The 18,135-nt window shown below is 65.4% G+C and carries 16 protein-coding genes; 11 read left to right on the forward strand and 5 right to left on the reverse strand.

Translation table 11 applies throughout. The features are described from left to right. Positions 1-123: 123 nt before the first annotated feature. The 3 genes from ACGYLI_RS15535 to ACGYLI_RS15545 all read left to right on the forward strand — a co-directional run bounded on the left by ACGYLI_RS15535 (position 124) and on the right by ACGYLI_RS15545 (position 3,309). A complete protein-coding gene (locus ACGYLI_RS15535; RefSeq protein WP_394419805.1) occupies positions 124-1,299 on the forward strand; it encodes an aspartate aminotransferase family protein in 1,176 nt (391 codons plus the stop codon). A 73-nt stretch (positions 1,300-1,372) separates the two neighbouring features. Beyond that, positions 1,373-2,278, forward strand: coding sequence for an ornithine carbamoyltransferase (argF, locus tag ACGYLI_RS15540; RefSeq protein ID WP_394419806.1), 906 nt, complete (start codon positions 1,373-1,375; stop codon positions 2,276-2,278). Next, positions 2,275-3,309, forward strand: coding sequence for a 2-dehydropantoate 2-reductase (locus ACGYLI_RS15545; protein ID WP_394419807.1), 1,035 nt, complete (start codon positions 2,275-2,277; stop codon positions 3,307-3,309). Before argF ends, ACGYLI_RS15545 begins: the two co-directional genes overlap by 4 nt. Positions 3,310-3,328: 19 nt before the next feature. On the opposite strand, the gene ACGYLI_RS15550 is transcribed toward ACGYLI_RS15545, so the two are convergent. Both ACGYLI_RS15550 and ACGYLI_RS15555 read right to left on the reverse strand, forming a co-directional pair. Next, positions 3,329-4,810, reverse strand: a complete 1,482-nt coding sequence (locus tag ACGYLI_RS15550) for an inorganic phosphate transporter (RefSeq protein WP_067261454.1) — start codon at positions 4,808-4,810, stop codon at positions 3,329-3,331. 160 nt (positions 4,811-4,970) lie between these two features. Then, a complete protein-coding gene (locus tag ACGYLI_RS15555; protein WP_271689452.1) occupies positions 4,971-5,399 on the reverse strand; it encodes an NUDIX hydrolase in 429 nt (142 codons plus the stop codon). A 169-nt stretch (positions 5,400-5,568) separates the two neighbouring features. On the opposite strand from ACGYLI_RS15555, the gene gndA reads away from it, so the two are divergent. Next, the gene (gene gndA / locus ACGYLI_RS15560) at positions 5,569-7,017 is read left to right on the forward strand and encodes an NADP-dependent phosphogluconate dehydrogenase (RefSeq protein WP_394419830.1); all 1,449 of its coding nucleotides are present in this window, start codon (positions 5,569-5,571) and stop codon (positions 7,015-7,017) included. 176 nt (positions 7,018-7,193) lie between these two features. Here the strand turns inward: gndA and truA are convergent, their stop codons facing one another. Beyond that, on the reverse strand, positions 7,194-7,967 hold the full coding sequence (truA, locus tag ACGYLI_RS15565; RefSeq protein ID WP_394419808.1) for a tRNA pseudouridine(38-40) synthase TruA: 774 nt from the start codon (positions 7,965-7,967) through the stop codon (positions 7,194-7,196). Between the two features lie 89 nt (positions 7,968-8,056). Between truA and ACGYLI_RS15570 the strand changes: the two genes are divergently transcribed. From ACGYLI_RS15570 to ACGYLI_RS15580, 3 genes are read left to right on the forward strand one after another with little or no spacing between them, the layout of a single operon-like run. Continuing rightward, positions 8,057-9,484, forward strand: a complete 1,428-nt coding sequence (locus ACGYLI_RS15570; RefSeq protein WP_394419809.1) for a YcjX family protein — start codon at positions 8,057-8,059, stop codon at positions 9,482-9,484. Next, the gene (locus ACGYLI_RS15575; protein WP_394419810.1) at positions 9,481-9,945 is read left to right on the forward strand and encodes a GNAT family N-acetyltransferase; all 465 of its coding nucleotides are present in this window, start codon (positions 9,481-9,483) and stop codon (positions 9,943-9,945) included. The genes ACGYLI_RS15570 and ACGYLI_RS15575 overlap by 4 nt, the downstream gene beginning before the upstream one ends. Next, positions 9,945-10,949: a YcjF family protein gene (locus ACGYLI_RS15580; RefSeq protein ID WP_394419811.1), complete on the forward strand. Its 1,005-nt coding sequence runs from the start codon at positions 9,945-9,947 to the stop codon at positions 10,947-10,949. Before ACGYLI_RS15575 ends, ACGYLI_RS15580 begins: the two co-directional genes overlap by 1 nt. Positions 10,950-10,953: 4 nt before the next feature. Here the strand turns inward: ACGYLI_RS15580 and ACGYLI_RS15585 are convergent, their stop codons facing one another. Further along, positions 10,954-11,733, reverse strand: a complete 780-nt coding sequence (locus ACGYLI_RS15585; RefSeq protein WP_394419812.1) for a sulfotransferase family protein — start codon at positions 11,731-11,733, stop codon at positions 10,954-10,956. A 148-nt stretch (positions 11,734-11,881) separates the two neighbouring features. Between ACGYLI_RS15585 and ACGYLI_RS15590 the strand changes: the two genes are divergently transcribed. Genes ACGYLI_RS15590 through ACGYLI_RS15605 form a run of 4 tightly spaced genes read left to right on the forward strand, consistent with a single transcriptional unit; the run spans position 11,882 to position 17,157 of the window. After that, positions 11,882-13,933 carry an HAD-IIB family hydrolase gene (locus tag ACGYLI_RS15590; protein WP_394419813.1) on the forward strand — a complete coding sequence of 684 codons (2,052 nt, stop codon included), beginning with the start codon at positions 11,882-11,884 and terminating at the stop codon, positions 13,931-13,933. Beyond that, positions 13,930-15,087 (forward strand): glycosyltransferase, encoded by a 1,158-nt coding sequence (locus tag ACGYLI_RS15595; protein WP_394419814.1) that lies wholly within the window; start codon positions 13,930-13,932, stop codon positions 15,085-15,087. Before ACGYLI_RS15590 ends, ACGYLI_RS15595 begins: the two co-directional genes overlap by 4 nt. Beyond that, on the forward strand, positions 15,059-16,003 hold the full coding sequence (locus ACGYLI_RS15600; protein ID WP_394419815.1) for a glycosyltransferase family 2 protein: 945 nt from the start codon (positions 15,059-15,061) through the stop codon (positions 16,001-16,003). The genes ACGYLI_RS15595 and ACGYLI_RS15600 overlap by 29 nt, the downstream gene beginning before the upstream one ends. After that, a complete protein-coding gene (locus tag ACGYLI_RS15605) occupies positions 16,000-17,157 on the forward strand; it encodes a glycosyltransferase (protein ID WP_394419816.1) in 1,158 nt (385 codons plus the stop codon). Before ACGYLI_RS15600 ends, ACGYLI_RS15605 begins: the two co-directional genes overlap by 4 nt. On the opposite strand, the gene ACGYLI_RS15610 is transcribed toward ACGYLI_RS15605, so the two are convergent. Next, positions 17,154-17,903, reverse strand: a complete 750-nt coding sequence (locus ACGYLI_RS15610) for a Crp/Fnr family transcriptional regulator (RefSeq protein WP_394419817.1) — start codon at positions 17,901-17,903, stop codon at positions 17,154-17,156. The genes ACGYLI_RS15605 and ACGYLI_RS15610 overlap by 4 nt on opposite strands. Positions 17,904-18,135: the final 232 nt, after the last annotated feature.

The following is an 18,135-nucleotide window of genomic DNA, read 5'->3' on the forward strand; positions in this document are numbered from 1 at the left end:
GTGATGGCCTGATCTCGCAGCCTGCGTGCTGCATCCTTTCAAAAACAAGCAAATCCCATTGACCCTGCGCCAGCCCCATGCCCTTTTACCGGCGTGACACGGCCCTCTTTCAAGGACAAACAGATGATCCCTTCCGTTCTGCCAACCTATAATCGCGCTCCTTTGACCTTCGTCAAAGGCGAAGGCACTTGGCTGATCGAGGCGGATGGACGACGTTTTCTTGATCTGGGCGCGGGGATCGCGGTGAACGCGCTTGGCCATGCGCATCCGGCGCTGGTGAAGGCGCTGACCGATCAGGCGCAGGCGCTGTGGCATACGTCGAACCTCTACCACATTCCGCAGCAAGAGGCGCTGGCCGATCGGCTGGTGGCCGAGACCTTTGCCGACACGGCCTTCTTTTGCAATTCGGGGACCGAGGCCTGCGAATTGGCGGTGAAGATGGCGCGCAAGTATTTCTATGAGGCGGGCCAGCCCGAGCGGGTCGAGATCATCACCTTCAACGGAGCCTTTCACGGCCGCTCTTCCGCCGGGATCGCGGCGGCGGGGTCTGAGAAGATGACCAAAGGCTTCGGCCCGCAACTGCCGGGTTTCGTGCATCTCGACCTTGGCGACAGCGCCGCACTTGAGGCCGCCATCACCGACAAGACCGCCGCCATCATGGTCGAGCCGGTACAGGGCGAAGGCGGTATCCGCGCCGTGCCGGATGCCGAATTGCAGCAGATGCGCGCGCTTTGCGACGCTCACGGGCTTTTGCTGATTTGCGATGAGGTGCAATGCGGCGTGGGCCGGACCGGGCGGCTCTTTGCCCATGAATGGGCCGGGATCACCCCTGATATCATGATGGTCGCCAAGGGCATCGGCGGGGGCTTTCCGCTGGGCGCCGTACTGGCCACGGAAAAGGCGGCCTCGGGCATGACCGCAGGCACCCATGGCTCGACCTATGGCGGCAACCCGCTGGGCTGTGCCGTGGGCTGCGCCGTGCTGGATGTGGTGGCCGACGCGGCCTTTCTGGCCGAGGTGAGCCGCAAGGCGGGGCTGCTGCGTCAGCGTCTCGAAGGGCTGGTGGCTGAGCATCCGGAGGTCTTTGAAGAGGTGCGCGGCGCGGGGCTGATGCTGGGGCTGAAATGCAAAGCGGCGAATGCCGATGTGGTCGCCTCGGGCTATGCCCATGAGCTGATCACCGTGCCCGCCGCCGATAATGTGATCCGCCTGCTTCCGCCGCTGACCATTTCCGACGATGAGATTGCCGAGGCGGTGACCCGCCTTGATGCCATCGCGCGTGACCTGACCCCGGCCTGAGCGCCATTCACCCCAAAACATTCCTCGGGCTTTCAAGGCCGTGGCCTTGGACCCCGCAAGACAGAGACGACAGATGAACCATTTCCTCGATATCCACCAAACCGACCCCGCCGATCTGCGGCAGATCATCGACAATGCCGCCGCCATGAAAGCCGCGCGCAACGGCCGCCCGCGCGGCGCGCCGGATGATGAACAGCCGTTGAAGGATCACATGGTCGCGCTGATTTTTGAGAAGCCCTCGACCCGGACGCGTGTCTCCTTCGACGTGGGCGTGCGTCAGATGGGCGGGCAGACGATGGTGCTTTCGGGTGCTGACATGCAGCTTGGCCATGGTGAGACCATCGCCGACACCGCCCGCGTGCTGTCGCGCTATGTCGACATGATCATGATCCGCACCTTCGAAGAGCAGACCCTGCTGGAGATGGCGGAATATGCCACCGTTCCGGTGATCAACGGGCTGACCAACCGCACGCATCCTTGCCAGATCATGGCCGACATCCAGACCTTTGAAGAACACCGCGGCCCGATCAAAGGGCGCAAGGTGGTCTGGTCGGGCGACGGCAACAACGTCTTCGCCAGTTTCGCCCATGCGGCCAAGCAGTTCGACTTCGATCTTGTCTTCACCGGGCCGGAGCCGCTCGACCCCGAGCGCGCGCTCGACGGGCTTTATACCACTGAGCGCGACCCCCAGAAGGCCGTGGAGGGTGCCGATCTGGTGGTCACCGACACTTGGGTTAGCATGCATGATCCGCAGTCGGCGCGGGAGCGGCGGCACAACCAGCTGCGCGGCTATCAGGTGAACGACGCGCTGATGGCGCTGGCCAAGCCCGACGCGCTCTTCATGCATTGCCTGCCTGCGCACCGCGATGACGAGGCGACAAGCTCGGTCATGGATGGGCCGCATTCGGTGATCTTTGACGAGGCCGAGAACCGTCTGCACGCGCAGAAAGCCGTCATGCGCTGGTGTCTCGGCGCATGAGCGACGGCCCCCGCATCGTTGTTGCGGGCGCGGGGGCGGTGGGCTGCTTTGTCGGCGGGCTGCTGGCCGGGGCAGGCCATGCCGTGACCCTACTGGCGCGGCCCCGCATTCAGGCCGAAATCCGCACCCATGGGCTGACCCTGACGGATTTCGGCGGCATGGCGCGCTACCTCTCGCCGGATGATCTGAACCTTGCCGGGGATGAGACCTGTCTGCGCGATGCCGATATCGTGCTGGTCACGGTCAAATCGCGCGACACCGAAGACATGGCCCGGCTGATCGCCCGCCATAGCGGGCCGGGCGTGCAGGTCATCAGCCTGCAAAACGGCATGGGCAACCGCGCGGCCTTGGCCCAGCATCTGCCGCAGCATGATCTGCGCGCGGGGCTGGTGCCGTTCAACGTCGTGGCCATGGGGCAGGGCTGCTACCACCGGGCAAGCTCGGGCGATTTGGTGATCGAGGCGGGCCCGGCTGATCTGGCCGCGCGGCTGTCGCTGCCGGACCTGAAGGTAGAGGAACGCGCCGATATCACCGCCCTGCAATGGGGCAAGTTCCTGATGAACCTCAACAATGCCCTGAACGCTTTAAGCGGTCTGCCGTTGCAAGCGCAGTTGCAGGATCGGGCGTGGCGGCGTCTGATGGCCGATCAATGGGCCGAGGCGCTGGCGGTTCTGCGCGCCGACAAGATCCGCCCCGCCATGACCACGCCGATCCCGGCGCGGCTGGTGCCGACACTCCTGCGCCTGCCGACGCCGATTTTTACCCGCGTCGCTGCGGCCATGTTGCAGATCGACCCGCAGGCGCGGACCTCCATGGCGCAAGACCTCGCCGCGCGCCGCCCGACCGAGATCGATGCGCTCCAAGGCGAGGTGCAGCGCCGCGCAAGGGCGCTTGGCCGGGCGACGCCGGTGACGGATATGGTGCTGCGGGTGATGGGCTGGGCAGAGCTTGCGGATGAAGGGCTGCCGCATTTGCCGGTCACCGCCCTGCGGGCCGAAATGGCGGCAGGGCAGGACCGGCAAGAGGGGTGAGGCGCGCCCGCGCCTGATCTTAGTTCACGAAGGCGTTGAGCACCCAAAAGACGATGCCAGAGAGCAGCGCCGCTGCGGGCACGGTGATCACCCAAGCCGCGACGATGGTCATGAAATGCGAGCGGCGCACCAGCTTGCGGCGGCGGCGTTCTTCCTTGGCGATACGCTTGACCTCACCGGTCTTGGCCCCGATCCGGCGCAGCCGACGCTCCATATGCCATTCGCGGTAAAAGCCCACGCCAAAGACCCCGCCCACGGCGATATGGGTCGAAGACACGGGCAGGCCCAGCCACGACGCCACGATCACCGTGATCGCCGCCGAAAGCGCCACGCAATAGGCGCGCATCGGGTTCAGCTTGGTGATCTGGCTGCCGACCATGCGGATCAGTTTCGGCCCGAATAGGAACAGACCGAAGGAGATGCCGAAGGCCCCGATGATCATCACCCATGTGGGAATGCTCACCTTATCCTCGAAACCGCCGAACTCGGTCGCATGGACGATCGCCGCCAGCGGGCCAACCGCATTGGCCACATCATTGGCCCCATGGGCAAAGCTGAGCAGCGCGGCGGAGAGGACCAGCGGCAGGCCAAAGAGCGTTTTGACTGAGCGGTTGCGGTTCTCCATCCCTTCCGAGGCGCGGCGGATCAGCGGGGCGGAAATGGCATAGACCACAAGCCCCGTCACAAGCCCGATGATCAGGGCGACCGGCATATCGATGCTGATGATCTTTTTCAGCCCCTTCAGCGCCAGATAGGCGGCAAAGACACCGGCCATCAGCCCCACCAGCACCGGCACCCAAGTGCGCGAAGCAGCGATCTTGTCATCTTGGTAGAGGATGCGCGCTTTGATGAAGGCCAAGAACATCGCCGCTACGGCGCCGCCCAATACGGGCGAGATCACCCAGCTTGCGGCGATCATGCTCATCGAGCTCCAGTTCACCGCGCCAAGGCCCGCTGCTGCGATGCCCGCGCCCATGACCCCGCCGACGACCGAATGGGTGGTCGAGACCGGCGCGCCGACCCATGTGGCAAGGTTGACCCAGAGCGCGGAGGAGACCAGCGCCGCCATCATCGCCCAGATGAAGATGCGCGTGTCCGCAACACTCGCCGGGTCGATGATGCCCTTGGAAATGGTCGAGACGACATCGCCCCCCGCCAGAAGCGCCCCGGCGGATTCGCACAGGGCCGCGATGACGATGGCGCCGCCCATGGTCAGCGCATTAGCCCCCACGGCGGGGCCCATGTTGTTGGCCACGTCATTCGCGCCGATGTTCACCGCCATATAGGCGCCAAAGACCGCCGCGGCGATCACGACAAAGCTGGAGGGCTGCTGCCCGAAGATTACCGCCGCAACGGCACCTGCCACCACGATAAAGGCCAGCGCGATGCCCGGCGCCACGAGGGGGCGGGCGACATAGGTCGCGGCCAGTTCGACTTGCGAAATGCGGTTGAGGTCCTTGTCCAGTGTCTTCCACTGGCTGCCCTGCGGTTCCGTTGCCATTCCTGTATGATCTCCGATCCTAACGTTCAGCGGGGGGTGACATAAGGCTACCGAGGGCGCAAGTCACCCTGTCACAAAATTGTAACATCCCGAAACGGGCAGGGGCGGCAATGGGGCAGGGGGGAAATGGCACCGGACAGCGGCCCGGCGCCGAAGGGGCTTAATGGAAGGCAGATAAGATTGCTTTAAGATCAGGCTCATCCACGAGTTCCGATGCCTCTTGCGGGGTGAACCACGCGCGTTTGCGCATGCCCGCTTCGGGGTATTCCTCGCTCAGATCGCGGACGCGGGTGAGGTAGACCTGTGTGGTCACGGGCACGGTCAAACCTTCGCCGAGACCCTTGTCATAGTCGAAAATGCCCATCGGATCGGATTCGATATCCGCATTGGTCACCCCGGCCTCTTCCCATGCTTCTTGCAAGGCGGCTCCGGCGCCGTCCAACCCGTCGATCGGCCAGCCCTTGGGCAAAATCCAGCGGCCCGTGTCGCGGCTGGTGATCAGCAGGACCTTTTTACCCGCCTCGGTGTCGCGGTAGCACAGGGCGGCAACCTGCACACGGCGGGGACGTTTGAAAATAGGAAGGACCATATCCTCCCATGCGCGTCTAAATACTTGTGTCATTACAGAACTATGCCTCGGTCGGGTGTTTTTCTTGTTATCCGCACATTATATAGTCTTCCCGAACGCAAATCAAACTGCGGCCTGCCGGATTGGCGGGCTTGGCAGTATGACAGGCTAGAAATGAGGCATGATCGTTATGGCAACTGGCACGCAGGCGGACGGGGGCGCAGCACAGGGCGCAGGCGCCGATATCGGGGTATACGGTCTGGGGACCATGGGCTCGGCACTGGCGCTGAACTTGGCCGACAACGGATTTACCGTGGCGGTCAGTAACCGAGAGGCCGATTGGATCGCACCGTTTCTTAACGAGGCCGGACCGCTGGCCGAGCGCCTGATCGGGAGCGAGCGGCTTGAGGAGTTCGTCGCCGCCATCGCCCGCCCGCGCAGCATTCTTTTCATGATCCCTTCCGGCGCGCCGGTCGATGCGATGATCGAGGCGATCAAACCGCTGCTGGATGAGGGCGACACTTTGATCGACGGCGGCAACGCCGATTTCCACGACACCCGCCGCCGTAGTGCCGAACTCGAAGGCACGGGGCTGCATTTCGTCGGCATGGGCGTGTCAGGTGGGGAGGCCGGGGCGCGCAATGGCCCGTCGATGATGGTCGGCGGCAGCGCGCATTCTTGGACCCAGTTCAAACCGATGGCCGAGAAGATTGCCGCGCAATTCGAGGGCACGCCTTGCGTGGCGCATCTCGGCCCCGACGGGGCGGGGCATTTCGTCAAAACGGTGCATAACGGCATCGAATATGCCGACATGCAGATGATCGCCGAAGTCTACGGCCTGCTGCGCGATGCGGGCGGGCAGGGCGCGGTGGAAATTGGCAATCTCTTTGCCGATTGGCGCAAGGGGCCGCTGAACTCCTATCTGATCGAAGTCTCGGCCGCGGCGCTTTTGTCGGTCGATACCCAGACCGGCACGCCGATGGTCGATGTGATCCGCGATCAGGCCGGGCAAAAGGGCACCGGGCGCTGGACCTTGATCGAAGCGCTCAAGATGGGGCAATCGGCCAATACCATCGAAGCCGCCGTCGGCGCGCGCGGATGGTCGAGCGAGAAGTTCGTGCGCGAGATGGCCGAGCCACTGTTGCCCGAAGGCGTGCAGGACGCGCCGCTGCCCGAGGTGGCGGATCTGGAGATGGCGCTTTTGGCGGGGCGGATCATCGGCCACGCGCAGGGCTTTCGCATCCTGTCGGCGGCGTCAGAGGAGTTTGGCTGGTCCCTCGACATGGCGCGGATCTCCGAGATTTGGCGCGCGGGCTGCATCATCCGCTCGGCGCTTTTGGACGAGTTTGCCGATGCCTTCCGGGGCGAATTGCCCGGCGGGCATCTGATCCTCGCCCCCGCGATGCGCAAACGTTTGGAAGAGAGCATTCCGGCGCTGCGCCGGGTCGTGGCGGCGGGCGCATTGTTGGGCGTGGCGCTGCCCGCGCTGTCGGCGGCGCTGGCGTGGTATGACAGCATGCGCCGGGCGCGGGGCACGGCGAATATGATCCAAGCGCAGCGCGATTTCTTTGGTGCGCATGGGTTTGAGCGGATCAGCGAAGAGGGGAAATTCCACGGGACGTGGACGCCTCTGCCGTAAGAGGGCTTATAGGTCCGGAAACAAGCCAAAGGCGCCGGACCATCGCCTGCCCGCCCGGTCGGGGAGGCGATTTCGCCAAGGGCGGTGTCCTCTGGGTAACGCGCCCCTAGGCTGCACGATAAAGTGGCATGAGCCGACTGAAGCATCGCCACCCCGCGGGCAGGCGATGGTCCGCGTCACACCTTAGCGAACGGGTCCACCGGATAGCTCACATGCGCTAGATATAACCCCTGCGGCGGGCAGACCGGCCCGCAGGCGGCACGGTCCTTCGCCGCAAGTGCTGCGCCCATATCCGCCACGCTCCAAGACCCCGCGCCGACCCGCTCCAGCGAACCGACGAAACTGCGCACCTGATTGTGCAGGAAGGACCGCGCGCGCACGTCGAAATGATACTCCGTCCCAGCCCTGGTCTCGACCTGCGAAACCTGTAACCGGTCCAGCGTTTTCACCGGGCTTTCCGCCTGACAAACGGTCGAGCGGAAGGTGGTGAAATCATGTTTGCCCACCAAAAGATCCGCCGCTGCCTGCATGGCCGCGACATCTAGGCGGTGTTTGATCTGCCAGACCAGCCCCGCTTGATGCACCGCCGGCGCGCGGCGGCTGAGGATGCGGAAGTGGTAGCGCCGCTCAAGCGCCGAAAAGCGGGCGTGAAAATCTTCGGGCGCCAGCACGCAATCGGTGATCGCGATGGGCTGCGGCTTGAGGTGATAGTTCAGCGCCTCGCCCAGCCGGAAGGGCGACCAATCGCGGGCCATGTCGCAATGCGCAACCTGCGCCAGCCCATGCACCCCGGTATCGGTGCGCCCGGCGGCGGCGATGGTGTGGTCACCGGGTTCCAGCTTGGCCAAAGCGGCCTCGATCGCGCCTTGCACTGTGGGCTGGTCAACCTGACGCTGCCACCCGTTGAAGGGCGCGCCGTGGTATTCGATTTTCAGGGCATATCTGGGCATGACCGGGGCCTTAGCGCGGGCGGGCGCTTCTGGCAATCCCTGCCTGCCGGCCCTATGTTGAGGCCAAAGAAAGAAGGACGGGCGCAGCTTTGGGTATCACAGGCATTGCCGACGGGATTTGGCGGCAGTTTGAGAATGTCACCGACACGGTGGGCGAGACGTTTTTCGAGCCGGTGATCCGGCTTGGGGTCACGGGGCTTGCGCGTTCGGGCAAGACGGTTTTCATCACCTCGCTGGTGGCCAACCTGCTGGACCGGGGACGGATGCCGGGGCTGCTCGCGGCCTCTGAGGGGCGGATTGAGGCGGCGTTTCTGCAGCCCCAGCCCGACGATACCGTGCCCCGGTTCGAGTATGAGACCCACCTCGCCGCGCTGACCGGAAAGACGCCCCACTGGCCCGAGAGCACGCGAGCGATTTCGGAACTGCGGCTCTCGCTCAAGGTGCGGCCCAATGGGTTGCTTGCAGGTCTGCAAGGGCCGCGCACCCTGCATCTGGATATCGTGGATTACCCCGGCGAATGGCTGCTGGATCTGGCGCTGATGGATATCTCCTATGCCGAATGGTCGGCGCAAGTCATTGAACGCATCGCGTCGCGTGAAGAGGCGGCGGGCTACCGCGCGCTGGCCGAGCAGACCGATCCTCATGCCGAGTTGGAGGAAACCACCGCCCGCAGGCTTGCCGACAGCTTTGCCGACTATCTGCAAACCGCCCGCGCCAATGGCTATTCCGACTGCACGCCGGGGCGCTTTTTGCTGCCCGGTGACCTTGCAGGCTCACCGGTGCTGACCTTCGCGCCACTGCCGGGATCGGAAGGCGCGCCGCGCAAATCGCTGATCCGCGAAATGGCGCGGCGGTTCGAGGCCTATAAGAAACAGGTGGTGCAGCCCTTCTTCCGCGATCACTTTTCGCGGATCGATCGGCAGGTGGTGCTGGTTGACGCGCTTGGCGCGATCCACCAAGGGCCGCAGGCGGTCGAAGACCTGCGCGGCGCCATGGCCGATATTCTGGGCGCGTTCCGGCCGGGGACGAACAACTTTCTGAGCACGCTCCTGCGGGGCAAACGGGTCGAGAAAATTCTTTTTGCCGCGACCAAGGCCGACCATCTGCACCACAGCCAGCATTCCCGACTGAGCGGTATCATGCAGGCGCTGATCCGCGAGGCGCGGGATCGGGCGCAATATGCGGGGGCGGGCACGCGGGCCATGGCCATCGCCAGCCTGCGCGCCACGACCGAAGACGTGATGACCCATGGGGGAGAGCCGCTCGACGTGGTGCGCGGCACGCTTTTGAACGAGGATGAGACGCGCGGGCGGCAGGCGGCATTCTATCCCGGTGAACTGCCCGAAGACCCGGCCCATCTGCTGACCCCCGCACGGCAGGGCGCGCAGGAATGGCTGGGGGCGGACTATCAGATCATGCGCTTTGCCCCGGCGGTGCTGGACCTGCGCCCCGGCGATGGGCCGCCGCATATCCGGCTTGACCGCGCGGCGGAATTCCTGATTGGGGACCGGCTGTGAGTGCGGTTGTGACACGCCCCGCCACCCTGCGCCCGGCGCAGCCGCTCGATGCGGGGGCCGTGGGCGGCATCATGAGCGATTTCGCCCGCGATACAGCGTGGTTGCCGCGCATTCATACCGGTGCCGAGGATATCGCCCATGCGGATGCGATGATCGCCCGGGGCTGGGTCACGGTGGCCGAGCGGGAGGGCCGCGTGGCTGGTTTCGCGGCCTGCGAGGGCGGCGCATTGGATGCACTATTTGTGGCGCAATCGGCCCGGGGGCAGGGCATCGGCTCGGCCCTTCTGGGCGCGTTAAAGACACGCCATAAGTCGCTGACCTGTTGGACGTTTCAGGCCAATGCGCGGGCCATCGCCTTCTACCGCAAACACGGGTTTGCCGAGACCGCGCGCAGCGATGGCAGCGCCAATGACGAAGGGCTGCCTGATTTGACATTGCACTGGCAAAGGGAGGCCGCCTGATGGCCCGCGGACCGATCCTGTTCGACCTTGAAGAAGACGCCAAGCCGCAGCCCTCGGTCGCCGATGCGCCGGCGGTGCCCGAGTTGGACGTCGAGGCTCCGCCGCCCAAGGGCCAAGCGATGCAGATCGCCGCCCGGCTCGCGGCGCGCAAACCGTCGCGCTTGGTGCGGCTGTTCTGGGCGCTGGCGGGGGCATTGGTCACCGCGCTGGTGTCGATCGCGGCTTGGACCTTCGTGACGGACTTAATGGCGCGCTACCCGTTGCTGGGTTGGGCGATGACACTGCTGATCGGGGCGTTCCTGCTGGTCCTCTTGTTGCTGTCGCTGCGTGAAATGGCGGCCTTTGGACGGCTCGCGCGGCTCGACGGGCTGCGCCATGACGCGGGCGAAGCGTTGGCGCAGGGGGATTTGACCGCCGCGCGCAGCGTCACGGGCCGGCTTGAGGCGCTCTACAAGCATCGCGAGGATACCCGCTGGGGCCGCGACCGGCTGGCGGAGCTGCGGGGCGATCAATTCGATGCCGAAGCGCTTCTGGGGCTGGCCGAGAGTGAGGTTCTGGCCCCGCTGGACCGTGCCGCCACCCGCGAGGTCGAGGCCGCCGCCCGGCAGGTCGCCGCCGTGACCGCGCTGGTGCCTCTGGCGCTGGCCGATGTCGCCGCGGCCCTCAGCAGCAACCTGCGGATGATCCGACGCATTGCGGAAATCTATGGCGGGCGCTCGGGCTTTTTTGGCTCGTGGCGGCTGACCCGCGCGGTGCTGTCGCATCTGGTGGCGACGGGGGCCGTGGCCGTGGGGGATGATCTGATCGAGCCGCTCTTGGGCGGGTCCATCGTTGCCAAGCTGAGCCGCCGTTTCGGCGAGGGGCTGGTGAACGGGGCGCTGACCGCGCGCGTTGGCGTGGCCGCGATCGAGGTTTGCCGCCCGCTGCCCTTTGCCCGCGAAAAACGCCCCGGCGTGCGGGGCATCATCAAACGTGCGCTGACCGGGGTGCTCGGCGAGGGTTAAGCGATCAGGCCGCCTCGACCGCTTCGCGCACCGCGCGCAGCGGGTGCCGGATCAGGCCGGGCCAAGGCGAGACCTGCAACCCGGGGGCATAGCCCCACCGCGCGGCCTCGGCCGCCTGTGCCTTCGTCATCTGCGTGGCCCCGGCGTAGGTCTGGTTTCCATCCGCGATACCTTCGGGCAATGCCGCCTCGGGCAGATCAACGAAACGCGCGATCCGGCGCAGGGCGCGGGGGGCGTCGGCGACGATATCCTCGTAACGCAGAACCATCACCGCATGCAGATAGGGCAGGTCATCCAGCATCTGGGCTTGCGCCGCGATCCAATGGTCGATCAACGCCTGCGCCGGGGCATCTACCCATGACGCGACCGAGGCGGCGACGGCCTCGGGGTGGCGCAGGACGACGATGAATTGCGACATGGGAAAGAGCTGCTGCATCAGCCGCATGCGGGTCAGGTTCACCGGCGACTTCTCAACCCGCCATTGCAGGTCCGGGGCAAACCACGGCGCCCAGTCCTGCGCCAGCCGGGTCTTCGTCTCCAAACTGTTGAGCGGATGCGCCTCGGTCAGATGTTCCTCTGGGTTGGTCGCGAAATGCATGGGCCGCCCGGATTGCGCCGTATGGGGAATGGCCCCTTGGAGGTAGACCCCCTCATTCTCGGGCGCCGCCGATCCGGTAATGCCGCCCGCGCCGGGCAGTGCATTGGCCAAGCGGTTGACCAGCGAGGTGCCAGAGCGGTGCAGCCCGGCGATGAACAGGTAGCGCGGGGGGATTTCTGGGGGCATCTGGGGCGGCTCTGACTGAAAGATATCTGGGTTTAATTGCAGGCAGCTAGTGCAGCCATGCCCGCTGTCCAGAAATGTATGCATTAACATTTGTTATCGGAACGGATGGGGCATGAGAGGGGTCACCCCTCCATAAGGAGACCCATTCATGTTCATTTGCCACATTGCCCTCGGGGGCTGCCTCACGGCGCCGTCTGTCAACTATGGCGTGACCGAAGATACCGGCGGTCACATCGCCTATATCTTGGGGGCGGCCCGCGCGCAGGCGGCGCGGGGCGATGTGGATGCGGTGCAGATCGTGACCCGTGCTTTCGATGAACCAAGCCTTGGCGCTGTGCATGCCCAGACCGAGCAGCAGGTCAGCCGCAGCCTGTCGATCCGGCGGCTCTGGACGGCGGAGCGGGGGTATCTGAGCAAGGAAAACCTCACCGCGGAAATCCCCGCATTGGTGGACGCGTTTCTTGAGGATCTGGCGCAGGCCAAACGGCTGCCGGATGTGATACACGCGCATTTCGCCGATGCGGCGCAATTGGCGCTGGCGGCGCGGTCGCGGTTCGGCATTCCGGTGATCTATACCCCCCATTCGCTGGCCTTAAGCAAATCGGGGGCGGAGGTGGATGCAGCGCGCGTGGCGGCGGAGCGCCGCGCGCTGTTGGAGGCCGATGCGGTGGTGCTTTCCTCGCGCGATGAGGCCGAGGTGCAGGTCGCAGCCTATGGGGCGGATGCGCAAGCGCGGGTGCACCGCGTCTCTCCGGGCGTATCGCTGCGCCGCCCGGCTGAGGCGGGGGCGGGCCGTGCGCTTTTGGCCGATCAGTTGAGTGACCCCGACCGCCCGACGCTGCTCGCCGTGGCGCGCCCCGTGGCCCGCAAGAACCTTGCGACCTTGGCGCGGGTCTATGCGCAAAGCCCCGCTTTGCAGGCGCGGGCGAACCTTGTGATCCTCGCCGGCCAGCATGGCGATGCGCTACAGGCGAATGCAGAGGCCCGCGCGGAGCTGATCCGCCTGCGGGAGACGTTAGAAGTGCCGGAACTGCGCGGCAAAGTGGCGCTGCCGCAGAGCCATACGCAGGGCGATGTGGCGGCCCTCTACGACCGCGCGGCGCAGACCGGTGGGGTTTTTGTTAACCTCGCACTGCATGAACCCTTTGGCCTGACCATGTTGGAAGCGGCATCGCATGGCCTGCCGGTCGTAGCGACGCGGGAAGGCGGGCCTGCCGATATCGTGGCGGACCTCGGTCATGGGCTCTGTGTGCCGCCCTGCGATGGCGCGGCCATCGAGGCGGCGCTGTTGAAGCTGTTGGACGATCGCGCGTTCTGGGCCGAGGCATCTGAGGCCGGGCGCGCCCATGTCGGGCGCTACGACTGGTCGAAATGGGCCGAAGAGGTGCAGCACATCTGCGAAGATATCCGCCACGCCGAGCCCGTGACGACGCCTGCGCCTGTCCTGCTGGCCAGCGATATCGACAACACGCTGACGGGCTGTGCACCTTCCGCAGCCCTGTTCAACGCATGGATCGCCCGCGACCGCCCGCTTTTTGCAGTGGCCACGGGGCGCAGCCTGCCGGAGGCCCGCCGTATCCTGCGCGATTGGAACCTGCCCAGCCCGCGCGTCTTTATCACCTCTGTTGGGACCGAGGTCTATCTGCCCGATGCCGAAGGGCGGCTGTGTCTCGATGAGCGTTTTGCCCAAAAGCTTGATGCCGGATGGGACCGGGCCGGGGTGGAGCGGGCGCTGAAGGACTTCGGCTTTAACTGGCAAGCGCCAATCGAGCAGCGGCGGTGGAAGCTCAGTGGTTTCGGCGACATGCGCACCGCGCGCCGGTTGGAGCGGCATCTGGCGCGGCGCGGTGCTGCGGCGCAGATCGTGGCCTCGCATGGGCGGCTGATCGATGTTCTGCCCTTGGCGGCGGGCAAGGGGCCTGCCGTCTGTGCCGCCGCGCGGCGGTTGGGCATGCCGATGGACCGGGTTGTCGTGGCTGGGGACAGTGGCAATGATTTCGACATGTTGCAGGCGGTGGAGGATGGTCCGGGCCGGGGCATCTTGGTGGGCAATGCGATGGACGGGCTGCGCGAACGCCTAAGCGGCAGACGGCTCTACCACGCCCGCGCGGCCCATGCGGCTGGGGTCTTGGAGGGGCTGGAAACCTTTGGCTTCGCCCTCAACGCGATGGAACCGCCGGTGAAGATGGTGGCGCAATGACGCGGCCCATCGGTTACTTCGTCCACCATCAGGGCCGCGGCCATGCGGAGCGCTGCGCGGCGGTCGTCAACGCGCTGCCCGAGAGCCAGCCGGTGACCGTCTTCTGCGCGAAACCGGACATTTTCCCCGCCTTCACCCGGGCGGTGGAAGTCATCACCCTGCCATCGCTATTCGAGGCGACGGGGGCCGAGGACATCAACGACACCACCAGCGCGCCGGATACGGTGCATTGCGCGCCGCTTGGCTGGCCCGGCATCCGGCAGGCCATGGCCCAACTCGCCGCTTGGTTTGCCAGCGCCAATCCGGTGCTGATGATCAGTGATGTCTCGGCTGAGGTGGCGCAGCTTGCGCGGATCTGTTCGGTGCCGCATGTGAAGGTGCTGCAACACGGTCAGCGCGGCGATCCGGGGCATCAGGCGGCCTATGACGGGGCGGTCGGGTTGCTTTGTCCCGCCGCCAAGGCGCTGGCGCAGCCGGACTGGCCTGCGCGGCATATGGCCAAGACGCATTTCGCCGGGGGCTTGGGCGTCGATGTGAAACGCCCCGATCCCGCGCGGCGGGACAGGTTGCGCGAGAGGCTTGGCGTCGGGCCAGAGCAGCGCATGGTGCTGGTCATGTCGGGCGGGGGCGGCACGGGTTTCGCCTCCGCCCCCTTCGGCATCGCGGCGCGGGCAATGCCCGAGACGGCTTTCATCACCATCGGGCGCATGGCACGCGATTGGCATGCCACCGAGCCTGCCAACCTGCGCCATCACGGCTGGATCGATAACGCGGCGGATTATCTGGCGGCGGCAAATATGGTCGTGGCCTCGACCGGGAACACCACCTGCCACCAGATCCTCGCGGCAGAGACACCGTGGCTCGCCGTGCCGGAGTGGCGCTATTTCGACGAACAGGTCGAAAAGGCCGAAGCGCTGGCGCGGGCGGGGGCGGCGCATCACCTGCCGCATTTCCCGTCTTCCGCCGCGACATGGCGCCGCGCGATTCAAGACACCTTCGATGCCCATGACCCCGCCCTGCAACGGGCCTTGGTCAACGAGGATGCCGCCAGAGAGACGGCCAATTGGCTGATCGGCCTGACCGACCAGCTGCTATTAGAAACACCCAAAGATACCGGAGACATACATGACGTCGTTCACCCCATCCGTGCCTGAGAATACCACAGTTAGCGCGCTGACGCTCGCGCGGGGGCGGGCGGCGCATCTGCGCAATGTGATCCTTGGCCTGACCCGACAGACCCGGCAGCCGGATGAGCTGGTGATCGGGGTCATGCAGGACACGCTTTACGACGACCTGCCGCAGACCGATTTCCCGATCCGGCAGGTTCAGGTGACGGGCAGCGAATTGCCCCTCTCACGCGCGCGCAATACCGTCGCGGCAGAGGCCAAAGGCGACTGTCTGGTCTTTCTCGACGTGGATTGCATTCCGGCGCCGGAGCTGATCGCCGACTATATGGACTATGCGGTGCCGGGCAACGGGCTGATCATGGGCGAGGTCAACTACCTCCCCGCAGGCACGGCCACCGAAGGTTGGAGCTATCCGAAGTTGGAGGCCGTTGCCGTGCGCCATTCCGACCGTCAGGGGCCGCCCGCCGAAGGGCTGAAACGCTGCAACGATTACCGCTGTTTCTGGTCGCTCAACTTTGCGATCCACCGCGAAGATTGGGACCGCTCCGGCGGCTTTGACGAGCGATACACCGGCTATGGGGGCGAGGATACGGACTTTGGCCGAGAGTTGGACGAGCGCGGCGTGCCGATCCACTGGGCGAAGGGCGCGAAGGTCTTTCACCAGCATCACCCGCATTGCATGCCGCCGATCCACCACATCCCCTCGATCCTGCGCAATACCGAGATTTTCGCCGATAAATGGGGCCATCGCACCATGAACCACTGGCTCACCGCCTTTCGCCTGATGGGGCTGGTGGGGACGGATGGCGATGCATTGGTGCAGCTGCGTGAACCGGATGCGGATGACTTCGCGCTTTGCGAGCAGCAGTCGGACCAGCCTTACGCCAATACCGCGCGGGTGCTGCGCTATCTGCGCGGCGAAGAGCGGATCGCGGCGGAATGACCCTGCGCATCGCCATCGTCGGCCATATTCGCCACCCCATCGCCGCCCCCTTCAAGGGCGGGATGGAGGCTTTTACCCACGGTCTTGCCCGGATCTTGGCCGAACGCGGCCATGAGGTGACCCTATTGGCCAGCGGGGACAGTGCTGCGAGCCTGCCGCCGGGGGTGAAGCTGCTGCCCATCTGTGACGCGCATTATGATGCGCGCTATCCTTGGCATGACTTTCACGGCACCGATGCGCTGAACGACCACCTCGACGCCTGCTATGCCCGCGCCGCGCGGCTCTTGCTGGAAGGTGGCTTTGACGTGGTGCACAACAACGCGCTGCACCGCTTCCTGCCGCGCCTGTCGCGGGCGGAGCGGCTGCCGATGGTGACCTCGCTGCACATCCCGCCCTTCAAAGTGTTGCGCGGCGCGCTGATGGATGGGGCGGCGCCTTGGCATCTGTCCTCCGTCGTCTCGGCCCGGCAACGCGGCATCTGGTGGCCCGAGGGCGCGCCCGACACGGCGCATGTGGTGCACAACGGGATTGACCTTGACGAATGGCCGCAAGGCGGGCCGGGGGATGGCAGTGCCGTCTGGGCTGGGCGGATCACGCCGACTAAGGGCACCCATCTGGCGGCAGAGGCGGCGCAGATCGCAGGGGTGCCCCTGCGCATCTACGGCGTCGTCGAGCATCAGGATTACTTTAACGATATGCTAAGACCGCATCTTTATGGCGATGTGGCCTATGTTGGGCATCTGGAAACGGCGGCGCTTGGGGCGGCCTATGGGCGGGCCTCGGTGGGGCTCTTCACCCCACAGTGGGAGGAACCCTTTGGCCTTGCCGCGGTGGAGGCGATGGCGACGGGCTTGCCCGTTGCCGCGACCCCGCATGGCGCAGTTGAGGAGGTGCTTGGCGAGGCGGGTGTCATCGCGGCTGAGGATAGCGCGGATGCCTTGGCGCAGGCCCTGCTACAGGCGCGTGATATCCCCGCCGATGTGCCCCGCGCCCGTGTGGCACGGCTCTTTGATGCGCAGGCGATGGTGACGAAGTTCGAACGGCTCTATTACGCGGCCCGGGCGCAGAGGGATGTCGCGCTGCCGCGTAGAACCTATCCGGCGATTGCTTTGGAGGTGGAAGGTGCGCCGCAGCCTCTGGCAAAGGCGGGCTAAAACGCCGCTTCGGCTTGGGGCATATAGAGGTAGGCAGGCTCGAACTGGCCGACTTTATGCAGCCCCGCGCGGTCGTGGATCAGCAGTTTGCCGCCCGTCACGGCGCAGCAGCCATGTTCGCGCAGCTCACGCAGGGTGCGGCTGACATGGACCGAGGTGAGGCCGGTGGCATCGGCGATATCGGTCTGGCGCAGGCTGAAGGGCAGGCTCTGACGCTCCATCCCATAGGCGGCGGTCATGCGGGCATCGAATTCGCTCAGGAAATTCGCCACCCGCGCCAGCGCGCGCATGGCGCTGTTGCGCATCACCCAATGGCGGTGGATGGAGGCATCGACCAAGGTCATCAGCCAGAGTTTCCGGGCCATCTCGACATCGCCATTGAGCAACTCGCGCAGCGGCTCATGCGAGATGATGGCGACATGGGTATCGGTCAGCGATATCACATCATGGTCGAGTTGCTTCAGCGGGAAGGCGTGCAGATCGACAAACTCACCGGGGAATTGGAGGGCGACGAAGGTGCTGCGGGCACGCTGTCCGCGCGGCACGCTGCGGGCGATCAACCCATCGAGCAGCAACAGGCTGTGATCCAGAAAATCACCCCTGCGGCTGATCACGGTTCCGGGCGTGAAACGCTTGTGATGGGTCATCAGCGGGGCAAGTTTGGCCCATTGCGCGCCGCTCAGATGGTCGACCATGCCCGACGGTTTTACGGCCATATCGTGATAAAAGGTGTCTTTGATGGTCACACGCAGGTCTTTCTGCCCATTAGAATTGTCGCGGGTTCCCTAAAACGGAGCCCGCGGAAATAAAGCTTTGTCGAATACCTTATGATGCTGTTTTCGCCGAAAAATTCAAGCGAAGGCCGGGGATCATAAAAAATGTTAAGTCCGGCGGGCGGCGACTCTGGCGGTGTTTTCAGCCCGATTGTCGCGCGTCTTCCGGGGCTTGTCGGGGCAGGGGGGGCTGTTTATAAGCGGG

It is taken from the genome of Sulfitobacter sp. 1A13421 (assembly GCF_043557285.1).
Classification (GTDB): Bacteria; Pseudomonadota; Alphaproteobacteria; order Rhodobacterales; family Rhodobacteraceae; genus Sulfitobacter; species Sulfitobacter faviae.